Annotated in this window: 17 protein-coding genes and 1 pseudogene; 9 read left to right on the top strand and 9 right to left on the bottom strand. The window is 44.7% G+C overall.

Translation table 11 applies throughout. The features are described 5' to 3' along the window. Positions 1-29: 29 nt before the first annotated feature. The 3 genes from clpB to rluD all read right to left on the bottom strand — a co-directional run bounded on the left by clpB (position 30) and on the right by rluD (position 4,520). On the bottom strand, positions 30-2,633 hold the full coding sequence (clpB, locus tag C8D85_RS11290) for an ATP-dependent chaperone ClpB (protein WP_133562700.1): 2,604 nt from the start codon (positions 2,631-2,633) through the stop codon (positions 30-32). 97 nt (positions 2,634-2,730) lie between these two features. Next, positions 2,731-3,474, bottom strand: coding sequence for a peptidoglycan editing factor PgeF (gene pgeF / locus C8D85_RS11285; RefSeq protein ID WP_211342179.1), 744 nt, complete (start codon positions 3,472-3,474; stop codon positions 2,731-2,733). Positions 3,475-3,542: 68 nt separating this feature from the next. Next, a complete protein-coding gene (rluD, locus tag C8D85_RS11280; RefSeq protein WP_133562698.1) occupies positions 3,543-4,520 on the bottom strand; it encodes a 23S rRNA pseudouridine(1911/1915/1917) synthase RluD in 978 nt (325 codons plus the stop codon). A gap of 105 nt (positions 4,521-4,625) precedes the next feature. On the opposite strand from rluD, the gene C8D85_RS11275 reads away from it, so the two are divergent. Beyond that, a complete protein-coding gene (locus C8D85_RS11275; protein WP_133562696.1) occupies positions 4,626-5,471 on the top strand; it encodes an outer membrane protein assembly factor BamD in 846 nt (281 codons plus the stop codon). A 61-nt stretch (positions 5,472-5,532) separates the two neighbouring features. On the opposite strand, the gene C8D85_RS11270 is transcribed toward C8D85_RS11275, so the two are convergent. Further along, the gene (locus C8D85_RS11270; RefSeq protein ID WP_133562694.1) at positions 5,533-5,745 is read right to left on the bottom strand and encodes a cold-shock protein; all 213 of its coding nucleotides are present in this window, start codon (positions 5,743-5,745) and stop codon (positions 5,533-5,535) included. A gap of 470 nt (positions 5,746-6,215) precedes the next feature. On the opposite strand from C8D85_RS11270, the gene C8D85_RS11265 reads away from it, so the two are divergent. Together C8D85_RS11265 and C8D85_RS11260 are read left to right on the top strand one after the other, a co-directional pair. Next, the gene (locus C8D85_RS11265; RefSeq protein ID WP_133562692.1) at positions 6,216-7,427 is read left to right on the top strand and encodes an ammonium transporter; all 1,212 of its coding nucleotides are present in this window, start codon (positions 6,216-6,218) and stop codon (positions 7,425-7,427) included. Between the two features lie 93 nt (positions 7,428-7,520). Then, a pseudogene (locus C8D85_RS11260) lies at positions 7,521-8,003 on the top strand (tRNA-uridine aminocarboxypropyltransferase); the annotation flags it as partial. Between the two features lie 2 nt (positions 8,004-8,005). Here the strand turns inward: C8D85_RS11260 and C8D85_RS11255 are convergent. The 3 genes from C8D85_RS11255 to C8D85_RS11245 form a co-directional block, all read right to left on the bottom strand. Further along, the gene (locus C8D85_RS11255) at positions 8,006-8,707 is read right to left on the bottom strand and encodes a fumarylacetoacetate hydrolase family protein (RefSeq protein ID WP_133562688.1); all 702 of its coding nucleotides are present in this window, start codon (positions 8,705-8,707) and stop codon (positions 8,006-8,008) included. A 12-nt stretch (positions 8,708-8,719) separates the two neighbouring features. Beyond that, positions 8,720-9,367, bottom strand: coding sequence for a cupin domain-containing protein (locus C8D85_RS11250; RefSeq protein WP_133562686.1), 648 nt, complete (start codon positions 9,365-9,367; stop codon positions 8,720-8,722). A gap of 228 nt (positions 9,368-9,595) precedes the next feature. Then, entirely contained in the window at positions 9,596-10,543 is a 948-nt protein-coding gene (locus C8D85_RS11245; protein ID WP_133562684.1) for a porin, read from the bottom strand. A 471-nt stretch (positions 10,544-11,014) separates the two neighbouring features. Here C8D85_RS11245 and C8D85_RS11240 point away from each other — a divergent pair, with 471 nt between their 5' ends. Continuing rightward, a complete protein-coding gene (locus C8D85_RS11240; protein WP_133562682.1) occupies positions 11,015-11,773 on the top strand; it encodes a sulfite exporter TauE/SafE family protein in 759 nt (252 codons plus the stop codon). Positions 11,774-11,880: 107 nt separating this feature from the next. On the opposite strand, the gene C8D85_RS11235 is transcribed toward C8D85_RS11240, so the two are convergent. Then, the gene (locus C8D85_RS11235; RefSeq protein WP_115468518.1) at positions 11,881-12,090 is read right to left on the bottom strand and encodes a cold-shock protein; all 210 of its coding nucleotides are present in this window, start codon (positions 12,088-12,090) and stop codon (positions 11,881-11,883) included. 340 nt (positions 12,091-12,430) lie between these two features. On the opposite strand from C8D85_RS11235, the gene C8D85_RS11230 reads away from it, so the two are divergent. The 3 genes from C8D85_RS11230 to gloA2 all read left to right on the top strand — a co-directional run bounded on the left by C8D85_RS11230 (position 12,431) and on the right by gloA2 (position 14,936). Further along, on the top strand, positions 12,431-13,435 hold the full coding sequence (locus tag C8D85_RS11230) for a 2-hydroxyacid dehydrogenase (RefSeq protein ID WP_133562680.1): 1,005 nt from the start codon (positions 12,431-12,433) through the stop codon (positions 13,433-13,435). A 146-nt stretch (positions 13,436-13,581) separates the two neighbouring features. Beyond that, positions 13,582-14,538, top strand: coding sequence for a LysR family transcriptional regulator (locus C8D85_RS11225; protein WP_133562679.1), 957 nt, complete (start codon positions 13,582-13,584; stop codon positions 14,536-14,538). A 5-nt stretch (positions 14,539-14,543) separates the two neighbouring features. Next, complete coding sequence (gene gloA2, locus C8D85_RS11220; protein ID WP_133562678.1) at positions 14,544-14,936, top strand: SMU1112c/YaeR family gloxylase I-like metalloprotein; 393 nt, start codon at positions 14,544-14,546, stop codon at positions 14,934-14,936. Positions 14,937-15,019: 83 nt separating this feature from the next. Here the strand turns inward: gloA2 and grxD are convergent, their stop codons facing one another. Continuing rightward, complete coding sequence (gene grxD / locus C8D85_RS11215; RefSeq protein ID WP_133562677.1) at positions 15,020-15,352, bottom strand: Grx4 family monothiol glutaredoxin; 333 nt, start codon at positions 15,350-15,352, stop codon at positions 15,020-15,022. A gap of 240 nt (positions 15,353-15,592) precedes the next feature. Between grxD and argF the strand changes: the two genes are divergently transcribed. After that, the gene (gene argF / locus C8D85_RS11210; protein ID WP_133562676.1) at positions 15,593-16,498 is read left to right on the top strand and encodes an ornithine carbamoyltransferase; all 906 of its coding nucleotides are present in this window, start codon (positions 15,593-15,595) and stop codon (positions 16,496-16,498) included. A gap of 92 nt (positions 16,499-16,590) precedes the next feature. Continuing rightward, positions 16,591-17,517 (top strand): LysR family transcriptional regulator, encoded by a 927-nt coding sequence (locus C8D85_RS11205; protein ID WP_266099527.1) that lies wholly within the window; start codon positions 16,591-16,593, stop codon positions 17,515-17,517. Positions 17,518-17,530: the final 13 nt, after the last annotated feature.

The raw sequence follows: 17,530 nt of genomic DNA, 5'->3' as shown, positions 1-17,530 counted from the left end.
TCTAGCAGTTGGACTTTCAAATCAATTACTTACGATGCTTGCAAAGTTTCCTGCAACGCTTCAAAGGTCATCCCTTCTTCGTTGACGTCCACTTTGATCAAGTCCCCTGCAACAAACTTACCGCCTAGCAGCTCGTTCGCTAATGGGTTTTCAATCCATTGCTGAATCGCACGCTTTAATGGACGCGCACCATAAATTGGGTCATAACCCACTTCAGCTAAGCGCTCCATGGCCGCATCACTCAAACTCATCGACATCCCCATTTCAGCCAAACGATCATTAAGATGCGCCAACTGAATCTTAGCAATGCCTTTAATCTGCGATTGCATCAATGGGTGGAACACCACCGTTTCGTCGATACGGTTAATAAACTCTGGACGGAAATGCGTCCCTACCACTTCCATCACCTTGTTCTTAATGGCTTCGTATTCGTCGTTGCTACGATATTCTTGAATCATGTCAGAACCTAGGTTAGAGGTCATCACCACAACCGTGTTGCGGAAGTCGACCGTACGCCCCTGACCATCCGTTAAACGACCATCATCCAACACCTGTAATAAGATATTGAAGACATCTGGATGCGCTTTCTCCACTTCATCCAGTAGCAACACTGAATATGGACGACGACGCACCGCCTCTGTTAAGTAACCACCTTCTTCGTAACCAACATAACCTGGAGGCGCACCAATCAAACGTGCAACAGAGTGCTTCTCCATAAACTCAGACATATCGACACGCACCATTGCCTGCTCGGTATCAAACAAGAACTTCGCCAACGATTTACACAACTCAGTCTTACCTACACCGGTCGGACCTAAGAATAAGAAAGAACCATTGGGGCGATTTGGATCTGCCAAACCTGAGCGCGAGCGACGCACCGCATTGGAAACCGCGTTCACCGCTTCATCTTGTCCAATCACCGATTCATGCAAGGCATCTTCCATACGCAGCAGTTTATCGCGCTCACCTTCGAGCATTTTATCGACTGGAATACCGGTCCAGCGAGACACAACAGTGGCAATCTCTTCTTCTGTCACGCGGTTTTTCAGCAGCTGAGTTTCCGCCTCGTGTTCTTCTGCCTGAGCCGCTTTTTCGATTTCTGCCTCTAACATTGGAATGACACCGTATTGCAACTCAGACATTTTTGCCAAGTTACCTTGTCGACGCGCCTCCTCCATTTCTTGGCGCACACCTTCCAACTCTTCTTTAAGTTTTTGTGCACCTTGAACGGCTGCCTTCTCAGCATTCCAAATTTCTTCCAGATCTGAGAATTGCTTTTCCAAACCATCAATATCATCTTCAAGCTCAGCTAAACGCTGTTTTGAGGCTTTATCTTTTTCTTTCTTAAGGGCTTCTTGTTCAATCTTAAGCTGAATCAAACGACGCTCTAGACGATCCATCTCCTCTGGTTTAGAGTCCATTTCCATGCGAATGCGACTGGCCGCTTCATCAATCAGGTCAATTGCCTTATCTGGCAGTTGGCGATCCGTGATATAACGCTGAGACAGCTTTGCAGCAGCAATGATTGCCGAGTCAGTAATATCAACACCGTGGTGTACTTCGTAGCGTTCTTTTAAGCCACGCAAAATAGCGATGGAGTCCAGCACATTTGGCTCTTCTACCAACACCTTCTGGAAACGACGCTCAAGCGCTGCATCTTTCTCAATAAACTGGCGATACTCATCCAATGTGGTTGCCCCCACACAATGAAGCTCACCACGAGCTAGAGCAGGCTTTAACATGTTGCCTGCATCCATAGAGCCTTCTGATTTACCAGCTCCTACCATGGTATGGATTTCATCAATAAACAGAATGATCTGGCCCTCTTGCTTCGCCAATTCATTCAAAACGCCTTTCAAACGCTCTTCAAATTCACCACGGTATTTTGCACCCGCGATCAAGGCCCCCATGTCTAGGGACAAGACACGCTTATTCTTGAGACCTTCGGGCACCTCTCCATTAATGATGCGCTGCGCCAAACCCTCAACAATGGCAGTTTTACCCACCCCGGGCTCACCAATCAGTACAGGGTTGTTTTTGCGACGACGCTGCAATACTTGGATCGTACGACGGATCTCATCGTCACGACCAATCACAGGATCTAAACGACCTTCTGAAGCGCGAGCAGTTAAGTCCACAGTAAACTTGTCTAACGACTGACGGTTCTCTTCAGCATTAGGGTCGTTGACTGCATCACCACCACGAATGGAATCGATGACCGAAGCGATATCGGCTTTGGTAACGCCCGTTGCTTTGAGCGCCTTAGCCACATCATCTTTACCATCAAACATTGCCAGTAGGATCAGTTCTGATGAAATGTATTGATCCTTACGCTTTTGCGCTTCTTTATCGGCTAAGTTAAGCAATCTCCCCAATTCTGGTGACATTTGTACGTTGCCATCATGATTAGAGACTTTCGGCATACGCTCTAGAATCTTATTTAACTCTTCACGAAACTTCGTTATCTGCACGCCAGACTGCTGCAGAATAGGTCGTACGCCACCGCCCTGCTGATCAAGCAACGCTATCAACAAATGCACGGCTTCAATGTAATTGTGATCCTGCCCTAGCGCCACAGACTGAGCATCTGATAGAGCAATTTGCAACTTACTGGTTAATCGATCAATTCGCATAATGACCTCCGAAATCGATAACAAAACTGTCTTCTACTAGCTTTATAAGATCACTATTTTGCTTTTCAATGGATGAGTGTCATTTTTTTGACAGTCATCATTTTTCTATCCAAATAAGTGTCGCCATTCGACCGGTTACTCCATCACGACGGTAGGAGTAAAAGCGTTCTTTGTCCGTCACAGTACACAAGTCACCACCAAACACTTGCTGACAACCTAATTTGGCCAAGCGCTGCTTAGCGATTAGATACAAATCACCAAGCCACTTACCTTGATTGGACGAAGGCTTAAAAGCGCTTTCAGCCTCAGGATCCACATCCATAAATGCTTGACGCACCTCTGCTCCTACCTCAAAGCAATCTGGACCGATAGCTGGCCCGAGCCAAACCAACACGTCACTAGGCTCATTAAATTGCTTAAGAGTCGATTCCAACACACCATCACACAACCCACGCCACCCAGCGTGCGCTGCTGCCACTTGCGTACCTTCTTTATTGGTGAAGATTGCCGGCAAACAATCTGCCGTTAAGACCGCACAGACTGTATTATCCTGCTTAGTAAAAGACGCATCGGCCGTTCGCTCATCAGCCTCCGTTGGCAACTCGATGGCGATATCTGAGTGCACTTGGTTAAGCCATTGAATCGTATTAGGGTAATTCGTAAGGCGCTTCAATTCAGCTCGGTTTGCTTCAACTAGGTCTGGAGCATCGCCAACATGAGCCCCTAAGTTCATCCCCTGATAGACCCCCTTACTCATTCCTCCCAATCGTGTTGAAACACAGGCCTTTACCATACGAGGAGCAGGCCACTCAGGCACAACTAGCTCTTTCATTTTATCCATTTCAATCACCATCAAATTCACAGGCAAATAAAAAGGCAGCCTCAGCTGCCTTTTTGAAACATATCACATTATATATATTGGTTTTGTCCGCCGTTATCCAAATCCGTCTCAAGAATTTGAATCAACTCCAACATATCTTCTGGTAAATCCACTTCCCACTCCATCCACTCACCTGTAGCAGGGTGAGAAAGCTCTAACTTCTTCGCATGCAACGCTTGGCGACGGAAGCCACGCAAACCCTCTTGAAGCTCTGGAGAGCATCCCTTCGGCATTTTTAAACGACCTGCGTATTGCGGATCACCAACCAGTGGATACTGAATATGTGCCATGTGCACACGAATCTGGTGCGTACGCCCCGTTTCCAACTTTAGGCGAATGTGGGTGTGGTTATTGTAACGCTTAATCAATCGATAATGAGTAATCGCTTCTTTTCCGTGTATAGGCTCAACAGCCATTTTCTGACGGTTGTGTGGGTGACGACCAATTGGCTCATCCACTACGCCGCCACCGGTCATTGCACCGATGGCAATAGCCTCATATTCACGCCCCATACTGCGATCTTGAAGTTGAGCAACCAGATCCGTCTGCGCTTGCAGCGTCTTAGCCACCACCATTAGACCAGTCGTTTCTTTATCCAAACGATGCACAATGCCAGCTCGCGGCACCATGGCTGTTTCAGGAGCATGATGCAAAATAGCATTAAGCAAAGTCCCATCACTGTGTCCAGCCGCTGGATGAACGACTAAGCCTGCAGGCTTGTTGATAACTAAAATGTCTTCATCTTCGTAGACAATCTCAAGCGGTATCTCTTGAGCATCATGGACGGCCTGCTCTTCTAACTCAACATCTAAGGTAATCGTCTCACCACCAAACAACTTTTCTTTTGGTTTTGTTTGCTTACCATCAACAAGCAAGACACCTTCTTTGATCCAGCTTTGGATTCTTGAACGTGAATAATCTGAAAATAATTCGGTAGCAATTTGATCAAATCGCTGACCAGAGAAATCCAACGTAACTTGGGCTTCTTTTACTATGCGCTCTGCCATACAATAAACTTTCTATGCTCGATGCTGCGTCCTCTCGACGCGAAATATGCTAACCGCATAGCCATGATTGTAGGCTATGCCTCGTTTACTAGGGTTGTATTATACATGGGATTTAATAAGACATTGTCACGATTTCTGACAATTGCGAGCTTTTACGCTGTTTTGACGGCCTGCTCTAGCAATCAACCAACTGTTGAACCAGATCTTCCAGAGAAAGAATATTTCCGTCTTGCTCAAGAAGCACTAGACAACAATCTTCCTACGACCGCGGCAGAGCAACTGAAGCAACTTGAAACTCGCTACCCATTTGGCGAATATTCCATTCCAGCTCGCTTAGACCTAATCTACGCTCAATTTGAGGCCGGCAACTATGCCGCCGCGCATGCAACAGCAGAACGCTTCATTAAAAACTACCCAGATAATAACGCACTGGATTACGCATACTATATGCGTGGCCTTTCTACTTACAAAGGCGCAGAAACCTTCTTAGGACGTTATTTAGATCTTAATCCAGCAGAAAGAGATACCAGCGAATTTGATAAGGCATTCAGTGAATTTGCAGACTTCCTACGCCGCTTCCCTAGCAGCGAATATGCACCTGATGCAAAATCGAGAATGGTATACTTGCGCAACTTGATTGCAGAACAAGAGCTGGCCATTGCACATTATTACTTCAAGCGTAAAGCACCACTGTCGGCTCTGCGTAGAGGTCAAGAAGTCATCCAGCACTACCCTTCAACCCCTTCTGTTGAAGAAGCGCTAGCTGTCACAATTCAAGCATATATGGACTTAGGGTTATACGAAGAAGCGAAACAGAACTTGAGCATCTTAGTAGACAGCTTCCCGAAAAGCCGATACTTAAATGAAGACCAGAAGTTCATTCCATTCGAATTACCACGTGAAGCGGATCCAGATCTGCTTTACTGGGTAAGCCTAGGAATGATCGAGTAATGAGATAAACAGACACAAAAAAGCCAAGCAAATTGCTTGGCTTTTTACTTTCTATGCCAGATCAAACAATCGTGACATTCTCAGCTTGAGGACCTTTTTGACCTTGAGTTACCTCAAACGTCACTTTTTGACCTTCTTGCAAAGTACGGCGACCAGTACCGTTGATTGCGCGGTAATGAACAAACACGTCTGAACCACCATCACGCTCAATAAAACCAAATCCTTTCTCGTCGTTAAACCATTTAACGATACCGGATACCAATTGATCTGACATAACAACCTCTTTTACGCTTACTACCCTCATCGGTAGCTTGTTAAACTGTTCATCCCGCCAATCCAGCGAGATAGTGTTCCTTTGTGCTGCCTAAATCCCTTTTACATTTGAGTTATTTTTAAACAGCTACCAATCGATAATATGTCGACTAAAAAAAAATAGAAACCCCAAAATTACACAAAGGGTGCACAGTACATTCTATTTATTGTCAGACAGCATATCCTCTTCAAGTATAAGCCTCCAAAGTGACACTTTATTGACAACCTAAGCCAAAAGCACCAAGACAAATCACTCAATAGCACTAAAAACAAACACAGGCACCAAAAAAGAACAAAAAAGGCACATTTATTGCTTATTCAGACTCACGCCGAGGAATGGACACCTCACTCACACGCTTTATGAATCAAAAAAAAGCATAAAGACAATAACAATCACCAAAACGGTGCAAAAACACCTTAATAGGAGAAGATGTGGATCACATTAATAGTGCAGTTGAGACATTAGTCTCAAGCTCAAATACCTTATTTATTCTACTCGGCGCGATAATGGTCTTCGCTATGCATGCAGGGTTTGCATTCTTGGAAGTCGGCACCGTTCGACACAAGAACCAAGTCAACGCCCTGGTAAAAATCATGACAGACTTCGCAGTCTCGGCGCTCGTATATTTTTTCGTCGGTTATCAAATCGCCTACGGCGTTACTTTCTTTGATAGTGCTGAGGTGCTATCTGCGAATAACGGCTATGAGCTGGTGAAGTTTTTCTTCCTGATGACTTTTGCCGCGGCGATCCCTGCCATTATTTCTGGTGGTGTTGCAGAACGTGCGAAATTTTATCCTATGCTCATCTCAGCAGCTGTTATCGTTGGTTTAGTTTACCCATTTTTTGAAGGTATTATTTGGAATGGTAATTATGGCTTCCAAAACTGGCTAGAGGCGAACTACGGCGCAAGCTTCCACGACTTTGCTGGATCAGTTGTCGTGCATGGTGTTGGCGGCTGGGTTGCCTTGGCAGCCATTCTTTTACTTGGCACTCGTAACGGCCGCTTTCGTCAAGGCAAACTGGTTGCTTTTGCTCCCTCTAACATTCCATTCCTAGCGCTGGGTGCGTGGATCCTTTGTATTGGCTGGTTTGGCTTTAACGTTATGTCAGCGCAAACACTTGATGGTGTCAGCGGCCTTGTTGCTGTCAACTCTTTGATGGCCATGGTGGGCGGCGTATTGACCGCCATGCTGATTGGTAAAAACGACCCAGGCTTTATTCATAATGGCCCCTTAGCAGGTTTAGTCGCGGTCTGTGCAGGATCTGATGTCATGCATCCAATCGGCGCATTAATCACTGGTGGGATTGCAGGCATATTATTCACCGTACTATTCACATGGATCCAACAAAAATTGCACTCTGTTGATGATGTGCTAGGCGTTTGGCCACTTCACGGCATTTGTGGTGCTTGGGGTGGTATTGCTGCAGGCATTTTCGGCAGCTCATCTCTAGGTGGACTTGGCGGCGTAAGCTTTACTGCCCAACTAATTGGCACACTTGCAGGGGTTGGCGTTGCATTATTAGGTGGCTTTATCGTTTATGGCGCTGTCAAAGCCATTTCTGGACTACGCCTAACGGAAGAAGAAGAGTTTAACGGTGCAGATTTAAGCATCCACAAAATCGGTTCTATCGGTAAAGAGTAGCCTTTTAGAAAAGTGGAGAGGACACTAAACCATCCCCTCCACTTTTTGCTATGATGAACTTATACTCATCACCAAACTGCGTTACAGAACTTCCTCATGCATATCTGGCTACTGACTCACTCCGAAGAGCTAAAAAAACCTAACGGCACAGGCCAAATCGTTAAAGCTCAACTCCCTCAAGCATGCACTGTCGTTGTATGGAAAAGAACAGAGCCCGACAAGCAACTCGCAAGCTTGCCGTTAGACAAAACATTGCTCATTTACCCAACAGCAGAGCCTGAGCATTTTGATGCACTCTCAGAACCTTTAACGGTTAGCCAAGCCGAGCATGTCATCCTTCTAGATAGTACTTGGCAACAAGCACGCAAAATATATAACAGGACAGAGTATTTAAAGAGGTTCCAGCACTACTCAATCCCTAACCAACAATCGAGCTTTCAAAGACGTCGCAACCAACTCGATGGTGGTTTGTGTACTGCTGAAACTGCGGCCTATCTGCTCCATGAAAAAGGACTCACTAAACAGGCAGAATCACTTAATACTGCATTTCTAGCCTTCAACAACCTACAAAGCTGATTTTAGCGTACTTGGACCACAATCTTGCCAACACCTTCCACGGAGGCTTCCATTATATCCCCCGCTTGAACTGCTCCTACGTTCTCAGGGGTACCTGTCATAATAAGATCTCCCGGGCGTAATTCAAATTGCTCAGATAGCTTCACAACCACCTCAGCCAAATCCCAGGTTAAATGAGTGAGATTGCTGTGCTGCATAAGCTTTCCGTTCACACTTAGCGCAATATCACCTTGATTAAGTATTGCTTCGCCATTTCTAGGAACAATCGATGACATAGGAGCACTGTGATCGAAAGCTTTTCCAGACTCCCAAGGTCGCCCTTTCTGCTTAGCTTGAGACTGTAAATCTCGACGAGTCATATCAAGACCAACACTGTAGCCCCAAATCGCCTCATCAGCCTCAGCTAACTTTAGATTCTTCCCCCCTTTTGTTAACGCAACAACTAGTTCAACTTCATATTCAAGCTGCTTTGTTGCCTGTGGATAGGGTATAAAATTATCCTCACCAGGAGCTACCCACTGTACACAGGTCTTGTCTTTACAAAAGAAAAATGGCAAATCTCTGGAAGGGTCATCGCCCATCTCACGAGCATGAGCAGCGTAGTTTCGCCCCACACAATAAACGCGACGCACAGGGAATCTTTCTGTCATCCCTTCGATAGGTAAAGAGACTTCTGCTTCAGGGGAGATAATATACTGGCTCATAATGTTCCTTGCTTAAAAATGACCTTGCTTTACCCACAAGATGCTTTGTTCTGAGATAGAGAATGTATGCCAGTCTAGCACGGGTAAACGCAACCAACTTAGCGACGGATATGAATGTTCGCCATAACGGACAGAGCCACTTACCACCAGCAATTCAACAGCACCATCATCAATCGGCAGCGAGGATTTAAATGCTCGCTCATCCCCTACATCCAGCCGAATAAAACCGACCCTTTCCGTTTCATATTCGTGTAGAGCAACATAGTGACGGAGCGGCAGTTCATGAAACGCCTGAGCCTTAGAAACCACTTGCTGAGTATCTAAAGGCTGAAATTGATGTAGTTTGACAAATAATATACACCCCTTTGGACTGAAAGGAGCATGGCTTGACCCTGGAGGGTTTCGAAAATAGGTTCCCTGCGGAAAGCAGCCCGCCTCATCACAAAATTCTCCCGACAGCACCAAAATCTCTTCTCCAAGAGGATGAGGGTGAGGACGAAAGATAGAGCCAGGGGCGTAGCGAACAATACTGGTTGCATGACCACGCTCCATGTCTTCTCTAGCTAGAGGTTTTCTGTCCACTCCAGGCATCGGGCTAGGCACCCAATCCAACTGCCCTGCATTCAAGAGTACAGGTACTGAGAAATTCATATTTAACATGAACGGCAACCTGATCAAATAATAGACGACTAAGTCTATTAATATTTGAAAGTAATAGGCAACAATTCATATAAAAAAAGGCACTAGGTCAACGACCTAATGCCTAAATGTTCCAGTCAGTCTATCTCCGAACGAAAAAGGACGTATGGAACCTTGAATGATCACATTTAACATAAGGCTCCCAATTGGGAGCCTTAGAGTAAACATAATCCACTTAAAGGTAAGGGATTAGAATAGGTATGTAGCACCTGCTGCAGTAACTTTATCTTCAGTAGAACCAGTTTGACCGTATTCAGCATATACATACATGTTAGATGCTAGGTTGTAAGTAGCACCGATGCCGTACATATCGTAGTCAGTTGCAGAGCCTTCTTGATCAACGGTTTGAATTGTACCGTATAGATCACCTGAACCGTAGTTGAAGCGAGCGCCTAGACCAAATGTTTCAGCTACATCAGTTTCGTCTTCATACTGGAAAGAAACAGAAAGTGCTGGGTTTACTTGGAAACCAACATTTAGACCGTAAGTGCTTGTATCTTCTTTGCCGATAACGTTTGCAAGGTTGTCATAACCAAGAGCAACTGTTAGCGCGTCAACAGAGTACTTAAGAACCATTTGGCTAGCCGTACCGTCATCAGATTGGTTTACAGCACCAGCATCAGTAGAAGAATCGTTAGAGCCTTTTACTTGAATCGCTGTTTGGAATTCAAAACCGTAGATGTTTGGTGAGTAGAACGCGATAGTATCACCTTCACTAGTAAGAGACGCTGTGTGAGCACCAAGGTACTCAAACTGATCTAAAGAGTCTTGGATCGCGTTGTTGTAAGGCGTATCGAAAGAACCTACTTGTACTTTACCAAATGAACCTTGAAGACCTACGTAAGCCTGATCAAGATCTACACCGAATGAGTCATCTCCGTTACGAGTTTTGTCGTCCGCATCTAGTTCAAGTTCGTACTTGAAGAAGCCTGTTAGGTCATCACTAATGGCTGTGCTACCTTGGAAGCCAAAAGTAGAGCCGTTGTCAGCAATTTCAGAGTCGTCGTCTTTAGAATCAGCGTATACAAGCTGAATGTTACCGTAAACGTCGAAATTAACTGTGTCGTCTGCTGCAAACGCAGATACTGAAGTTAATGCGGCACTTGAAACTGCGATAGCAACAAGAGTCTTTTTCATAAATCGGTTTCCTTTCTGTTGATTCACTTATTATGTACAGCGCTCGAACTGTGCAAGCCACTTACTGACACTGTAATATTCGTCCACATTTAATCAATACTGCGCAACTTATTTGCACCCTCAATTCACTCTAGATACATTATTCGTACTTAATTTAAATATGGTAATATCATAAAATCTAACGAATTATTATTTTTATATAAAATTCATAGACTTAAGAAAATAATTTTCCTTAACTCACCTTCAGAAAGATATAAATCACATGTTTCATTGGGGACAACAAGGAAAATTAAGCACAGATATTTCATATTTTCCAATTTAGTGAACATCGTGTGCACATGATTACTTTTTTTTTGCAATTTTAACCGTCGATCCACCTGGCTATCCTCTTTTGTTTTTGCATGCTTATTAAGCTGCATGCGATACTCCGCCCGATTTGAAAAACAAATATAAAAATATGAGGGAAGCATTTTGGAATTAACTGCAACGTATATTGCACTTTTAATCGGCACAGGTTTTTTGGCTGGTATTATTAATACCCTAGCTGGAGGCGGTTCAAACTTAACGCTTCCAGCTTTAATGGTCATGGGTATGCCTGCTGACATTGCTAATGCCACAAACCGAGTAGCTGTATTCATGCAAGGCGTGGTCGGCGTAAAAGGCTTTCATAAAGCAGGAAAAGTAAAACGCTCAGATATTATTCCCGTACTTGCCCCTACTCTTCTTGGAGGGCTTATCGGTGGCATTATGGCCTCTTATTCCCCCGAAGCTTATCTTAAGCCCCTGCTGTTAATTGCCATGATCAGTATGACCCTCATTATGCTAATTAAGCCAAGTGTGGTAATTGTTCCAGAAGGCACTCAACCTTATAGCGTCTCAGAGAAACCAAGCGCATGGTATGCGTTATTTCTCGCTGGGGTTTATGGTGGCTTCGTACAAGCTGGTGTCGGCTTCGTGCTGATTGCAGCGCTTGCCGGAACGTTGCGTTATGACCTTGTCACAACGAATGCTTTAAAAATGGTATGCACCCTATCCTTCACGCTCTTAGCACTGATTGTATTTATCTGGAACGACCAAGTGTGGTGGCAGCAGGGGCTTATTCTTGCGATAGGCACGATGATAGGTTCAATGGTTGCAGTTCGCTTTGCCATTAATGCCAATCCAGCCCACTTAAAATGGTTTTTATTCGTTATGACGCTAGCAGGCAGTGCTGCTGCAATATTTTCGTAGACCTAAGCGAGACTCAAAAACACGAAAGAGGGAAATAAAAGAGAACGAGGAAACAACAAAAAAGGCAGCTGAATCAGCTGCCTTTCGAGAAACGATACCGTCTAAAATTATAGAGGTTTAACGTTTTGAGCTTCTGGGCCTTTTTTACCTTGAGCTACTTGGAACTCAACTTTTTGACCTTCTGCAAGAGTTTTGAAGCCAGCAACGTCGATCGCAGAGAAGTGAACGAATACGTCTGGACCAGACTCTTGAGTGATGAAACCAAAACCTTTAGTTTCGTTGAAAAATTTAACTGTACCAGTAACTACGTCTGACATAATGATATTCCTGTTTGAAATAAGTTTTATTAATGCTGCATTGCTACAGCGGGCATTGCTTAAAGAACTCGGTATTACTTATGACAAAACAGGACAATCCGTATTTGGCCGCAAGGGACACTGTACATAAATAGCGCCAATTATTTAAACATCTCGATTGTAAGATTGTTTTACCGACCAGGTCAACGACTTCACAGCTTTTTTTGTAACTTTATAAAATTAGAACTTATGGAGACATAAGTGCACTGTTTGAGGTAAGTCAACAAGCAGATCATTACAACTCACCATGTGTGATTTTGCACTCTATATTACAAACAACACATGCTCCTAGGAGGGCCTTATGAAAGTTGCTGTTTTCTCCTGTAAACCTTACGACAAACGCACCCTAGAGGCCGCAACGAAAGATGCGACAGATCTAGAGCTTGTGTTTTTTGAAAGCCGCCTAAGTACCGAAACAGTGTCCCTCGTACAGGGATACGATGCGGTATCCTGCTTTGTGAATGATGATTTAAGTCGAGAAGTGCTAGAACAGTTATCGGCTAAAGGTATCAAGGCCATCGCGTTACGCTGCGCAGGCTACAATAACGTTGATTTGTACTGCGCCAAGGCGTTATCCATGCCCGTATTCCATGTCCCAGACTACAGCCCTACCTCTGTTGCGGAACATGCCGTCGCGCTTATTTTGACGCTAAACCGTAAAATTCATCGCGCTTACCATAGAGTAAAAGAAGGCAATTTTGCTCTTGAGGGATTAATGGGCTTCAACCTAGAAGGAAAAACCGTCGGTTGCATAGGAACTGGACGCATTGGTGAGGCGTTCTGCCGAATTATGATGGGGTTTGGCTGTCGCGTCATTTGCTACGATTTAACACAAAACCAACGGCTCCTAGAGCTTGGCGCAGAATACTTAGACCTAGAATCACTCTATGCACAAAGCGATATCATCAGCCTTCATTGCCCTTTAAATGCGTCAACACACCATTTAATCAACAAAAGCAGCCTTGAGAAAATGAAAGATGGCGTGATGATCATTAATACCAGTCGGGGCGCTTTAGTGAATGCACAAGAAGCCATTGATGGGCTCTACAGTGGAAAAATAGGATTTCTAGGGCTTGATGTTTATGAGCAAGAAGGCAAGTTCTTCTTCGAAGACATGTCCGACCACATTATTTATGACAGCGTATTCCAGCTCCTTCTTACTTTCCCAAATGTCGTTGTTACTGGTCATCAAGGCTATTTCACTGACATTGCACTTCGACACATCGCAGACACCACACTGGAAAACTTGAGGCAATTACAGTCCCCAGTCGGTACATTCCAACGAGAACTCACAATAAAACAGTAATTCACAAGCCTCGCTCTCTTTCATCATCTATTGAGCGAGGCGCATTTTGCATTCTTACTTTCAACAAGCAAAAAGCTTGTACTTTCCTTTCGGAGCAATACAATTATTCTCATCTAGTTATTACGCTTATAGCGCACATAAGAAGCATGAATATAAATAAGATCGACCTCAATTTGCTCATTTACTTGGATGTATTACTTCGAGAGTGCAACGTAACTCGTTCTGCAAACAAGTTAAATATTACTCAACCCGCCATGAGTAATGGCTTAAAAAGACTAAGAGACCTTCTGAACGATCCATTGCTAGTGCGTACAAGCGAAGGTATGAAGCCAACAGAAAAGGCCATACGCTTACAACCGATTGTCAGAAAGGTACTACTAGAGCTCGAAGAAGCTCTCCAGCCTGAAGCTGACTTTAATGAGAAAACATCTACCAGAGTTTTTCGAATCATGGCGAGTGACTATGCCGCATCCACGGTCATACCAAGGCTACTTAACCGATTACGAGAAAACGCTCCAGGCATTACCATCGATATCATGACGCCAAGCGATGTCACCTTCCATGACGTGGAAGCAGGCAAGATTGATATGGCGATTAACCGCTTCGAAGAGTTACCACAATCCTTTCATGAAAAAAGCGTTTGGCTAGATACATTTGTCTGCATGATGGCGGCCGATAATCCCATTGCTCAAAACTTTACTTTAGAAACGTACCTTGAAGCGCAACATATTTGGGTAAGTAAAACAGGTTTTGGGGTAGGGGTTGGCATGGATCCAACGGATGTTCAGAAACTAGGATGGGTTGACGAGGCTCTGCAAAGACAGGGACGCAAGCGCAGCATTCGTGTGTTTACCCGTAGCTACCATACGGCCATGCACTTAGCTCTTGAACAAGATCTGATTGCGACGCTGCCGAGAAAAGTTGCCTTGATCAACCGTAACAACCCAGATTTCGTTATCTTAGATCCACCATTTGCTATTCCACCTATTGAGCTAAAAATGATCTGGAGCCCTTTGTTGCATCATGATGCCAGCCACATCTGGTTCAGAAAGCAAGTCATCGAACTTGCCAATGAACTAAAAACCCAAAGCTATGGACAATAGAAACGATGAGTTTTTCGGTTAGTGGTGTGCACCATATTGCAATCATTTGCTCTGATTATCAGCGTTCGAAAACCTTCTACCATCAGCTGCTGGGTTTTAAGGTGCTTCACGAAACTTATCGAAAGGAGCGTGATTCGTACAAATTAGACTTGGCCGTTGATGACCACACACAAATTGAACTGTTTTCGTTTCCAGGCGCTCCTGAAAGACCTTCTTTCCCTGAAGCCCAAGGACTTAGGCACCTTGCTTTTAAAACATCAAAGTTGGATGAAACTGTTGATTATTTAAAGAAACAGAGCATCCCTGTTGAAGCTATTCGCCTAGATGAAATAACGGGCAAGCGCTTCACATTTTTCCAAGACCCCGACGGCCTACCCTTAGAACTTTACGAAGAATGAAAATAAAAATACCTCATGAAGAAGACTTCATGAGGTATTTTATTAAACCCGAAGCGTGCTCAGTATAAACCAAGCAAGAATGCTTACTCGCCTTCTTGCTCTCCAGCAGCTTCAGTAATCAATGTTTGTAGCTCGCCATTTTGAGCCATCTCAACGACAATATCACATCCGCCAATCAACTCGCCTTTCACCCAAAGTTGTGGAAAGGTTGGCCAGTTAGCGTATTTAGGTAACTCAGCACGGATATCTGGGTTTTCTAAAATGTTTACGAAAGCAAAACGTTCGCCACAAGCCATCAGCGCTTGAACAGTTTGCGCAGAAAAGCCACACTGAGGCATACGTGGTGTGCCTTTCATGTAAAGCAAAATAGGGTTGTTATTAATCTGTTCTTTGATTGTATCAATAGTGTTGCTCACGATCGGTAAACCTCATAATTCGGTCGCTCGTCAAAGAACGACGTGAAGGGTGTATTTTTAGAGAAGTATGGGGATGTTAATTTTTTTTACAACCCTCCCCTTATCAAAACACATGATGAATGCCTGTGTTTCACCCAAAGCTTCTTTAATACAGGCGACCTCCTCTTTACTACAGGCGACCTGTGTATTAAATTGGCTGATTCTTTATATTATTGGTTGAATTTTGACAGGAGCAATATCGTGTCGCCGAGACATTTTTTGACTCTGAAAGACCTATCGTCTGACGAGCTAAAGCAACTACTTTCACGTGCCACTGAACTTAAAAAAATGCACCGTGAAGGCACGCTATACGAACCAATGAAGAACAAAGTTCTTGCGATGATTTTCGAGAAGTCATCCACACGAACCCGAGTATCTTTTGAAGCAGGTATGGCGCAATTTGGTGGACACGCTCTATTCCTATCACCTCGTGACACACAACTAGGTCGTGGTGAACCTGTTGAAGACAGCGCTCGCGTCATTTCAAGCATGGTGGATGCCGTCATGATACGTACCTTTGATCATGCCATGGTAGAAACGTTTGCGGCCAACTCCAGTGTTCCGGTCATTAACGCATTAACGGATGATTATCATCCATGCCAATTGCTTGCAGACATGCAAACTTACCTAGAGCACCGCGGATCGATTGAAGGCAAAAAAGTCGTTTGGGTTGGTGATGGCAACAACATGTGCCACTCATACATGAATGCAGCAGACATGCTTGGCTTCAACCTTGTGGTTGCTTGCCCGAAAGGCTATGAGCCAAATGAGCAGATCCTTTCAGAGAACCAGCACTGCGTGACAGTAACGCACAACGTCCAAGAAGCCGTCACAGGGGCAAATCTTGTGGTAACGGATGTGTTCGCTTCTATGGGGCAAGAAGACGAGCAAGAGCAGCGTCTACGTGACTTCGACGGTTTCCAAGTAAACCAAAAGTTGATGGCGCTTGCGGCAGCTGACGCTTTATTTATGCACTGCTTACCAGCACACCGCGGCGAAGAAGTGACCAGTGAAGTCATCGACCATCCTGACTCTGTTGTCTGGGACGAAGCGGAAAACCGTTTGCACGCTCAAAAAGCTTTACTTGAATTTTTGATCTGTAACTAAGACAATCTCGTAAGGCTCGTAGTTAGAGGTATCTGGCACGAGCCTTTTTTATACGTTATGAGCTGAATAAAACTCAAAAACTCGAGATTATTATGAGCATTATTGAAGTTAGGCATCTTAAGACCCTTACCGCACTGAGAGACACAGGAAGCCTAGTTGAGGCGGCTGAGCGAGTACATCTAACCCAGTCTGCACTGTCACACCAACTTAAAGACCTAGAAGAAAAGCTAGGTTGCCCTCTTTTCATTCGAAAAACGAAACCCGTTCGCTTCACCAGCGCAGGTCTGCGCTTACTGCAACTTGCTGATGATGTTTTAATGGCGTTTCGTTCAGCACAGCGAGATATTCAGCGCTATGCAGAAGGTGAAAGTGGCCGCCTACACATTGCGATAGAGTGCCACAGTTGCTTTGAGTGGCTCATGCCAACTATTGATCATTTCCGAGAGCATTGGCCTGATGTCGAACTCGACCTATCCACCGCATTTAGCTTTATGCCATTACCCGCATTGGCGCGCGGCGATTTGGATCTAGTGGTCACCTCTGACCCTCAAGATTTACCAAATATCGAGTACATACCGCTATTTCAATACGAGTCGCAGGTGGCCTTATCGCGACACCATCCGCTCGCTAAAAAGGACTATCTCGTTCCTGAAGACTTCAAGAATGAGACCCTCATCACCTATCCAGTTGAATCAGAGCGCTTGGACATTTTCAAACACTTCTTAAGTCCTGCTGGTATCGCCCCTGCAAAAATACGCCACAGCGAGCTGACGCTAATGATGATGCAACTAGTTGCCAGTGGTCGAGGAATTTGTTGTCTGCCGAATTGGGCTTTAACAGAGTACACCAATCGCCAATACGCGATCACAAAATCACTGGGCGAAGAAGGTGTATGGTGTAAATTGTATTTGGCAATTCGCAAGGATCAGCGTGAAAACGCCTACATGGATGATCTGATCAGCACCGCCTCCAAAACATGCTTTAAGAACCTGCGTGGCATACTGTCTCCAGATCTCTAGCACCGTTTTATGC

It is taken from the genome of Marinomonas communis (assembly GCF_004363305.1).
Lineage (GTDB): Bacteria > Pseudomonadota > Gammaproteobacteria > Pseudomonadales > Marinomonadaceae > Marinomonas > Marinomonas communis.
This window is presented reverse-complemented; position numbering and strand designations above follow the sequence as displayed.

Bases quoted from the DNA above. Each gene is read 5' to 3' on its own strand.
- clpB (WP_133562700.1), bottom strand. From the start codon at position 2,633: ATGCGAATTGATCGATTAACCAGTAAGTTGCAAATTGCTCTATCAGAT.
- pgeF (WP_211342179.1), bottom strand. From the start codon at position 3,474: ATGGATAAAATGAAAGAGCTAGTTGTGCCTGAGTGGCCTGCTCCTCGT.
- rluD (WP_133562698.1), bottom strand. From the start codon at position 4,520: ATGGCAGAGCGCATAGTAAAAGAAGCCCAAGTTACGTTGGATTTCTCT.
- C8D85_RS11275 (WP_133562696.1), top strand. From the start codon at position 4,626: ATGGGATTTAATAAGACATTGTCACGATTTCTGACAATTGCGAGCTTT.
- C8D85_RS11270 (WP_133562694.1), bottom strand. From the start codon at position 5,745: ATGTCAGATCAATTGGTATCCGGTATCGTTAAATGGTTTAACGACGAG.
- C8D85_RS11255 (WP_133562688.1), bottom strand. From the start codon at position 8,707: ATGAGCCAGTATATTATCTCCCCTGAAGCAGAAGTCTCTTTACCTATC.
- C8D85_RS11250 (WP_133562686.1), bottom strand. From the start codon at position 9,367: ATGTTAAATATGAATTTCTCAGTACCTGTACTCTTGAATGCAGGGCAG.
- C8D85_RS11245 (WP_133562684.1), bottom strand. From the start codon at position 10,543: ATGAAAAAGACTCTTGTTGCTATCGCAGTTTCAAGTGCCGCATTAACT.
- C8D85_RS11235 (WP_115468518.1), bottom strand. From the start codon at position 12,090: ATGTCAGACGTAGTTACTGGTACAGTTAAATTTTTCAACGAAACTAAA.
- C8D85_RS11230 (WP_133562680.1), top strand. From the start codon at position 12,431: ATGAAAGTTGCTGTTTTCTCCTGTAAACCTTACGACAAACGCACCCTA.
- C8D85_RS11225 (WP_133562679.1), top strand. From the start codon at position 13,582: ATGAATATAAATAAGATCGACCTCAATTTGCTCATTTACTTGGATGTA.
- gloA2 (WP_133562678.1), top strand. From the start codon at position 14,544: ATGAGTTTTTCGGTTAGTGGTGTGCACCATATTGCAATCATTTGCTCT.
- C8D85_RS11205 (WP_266099527.1), top strand. From the start codon at position 16,591: ATGAGCATTATTGAAGTTAGGCATCTTAAGACCCTTACCGCACTGAGA.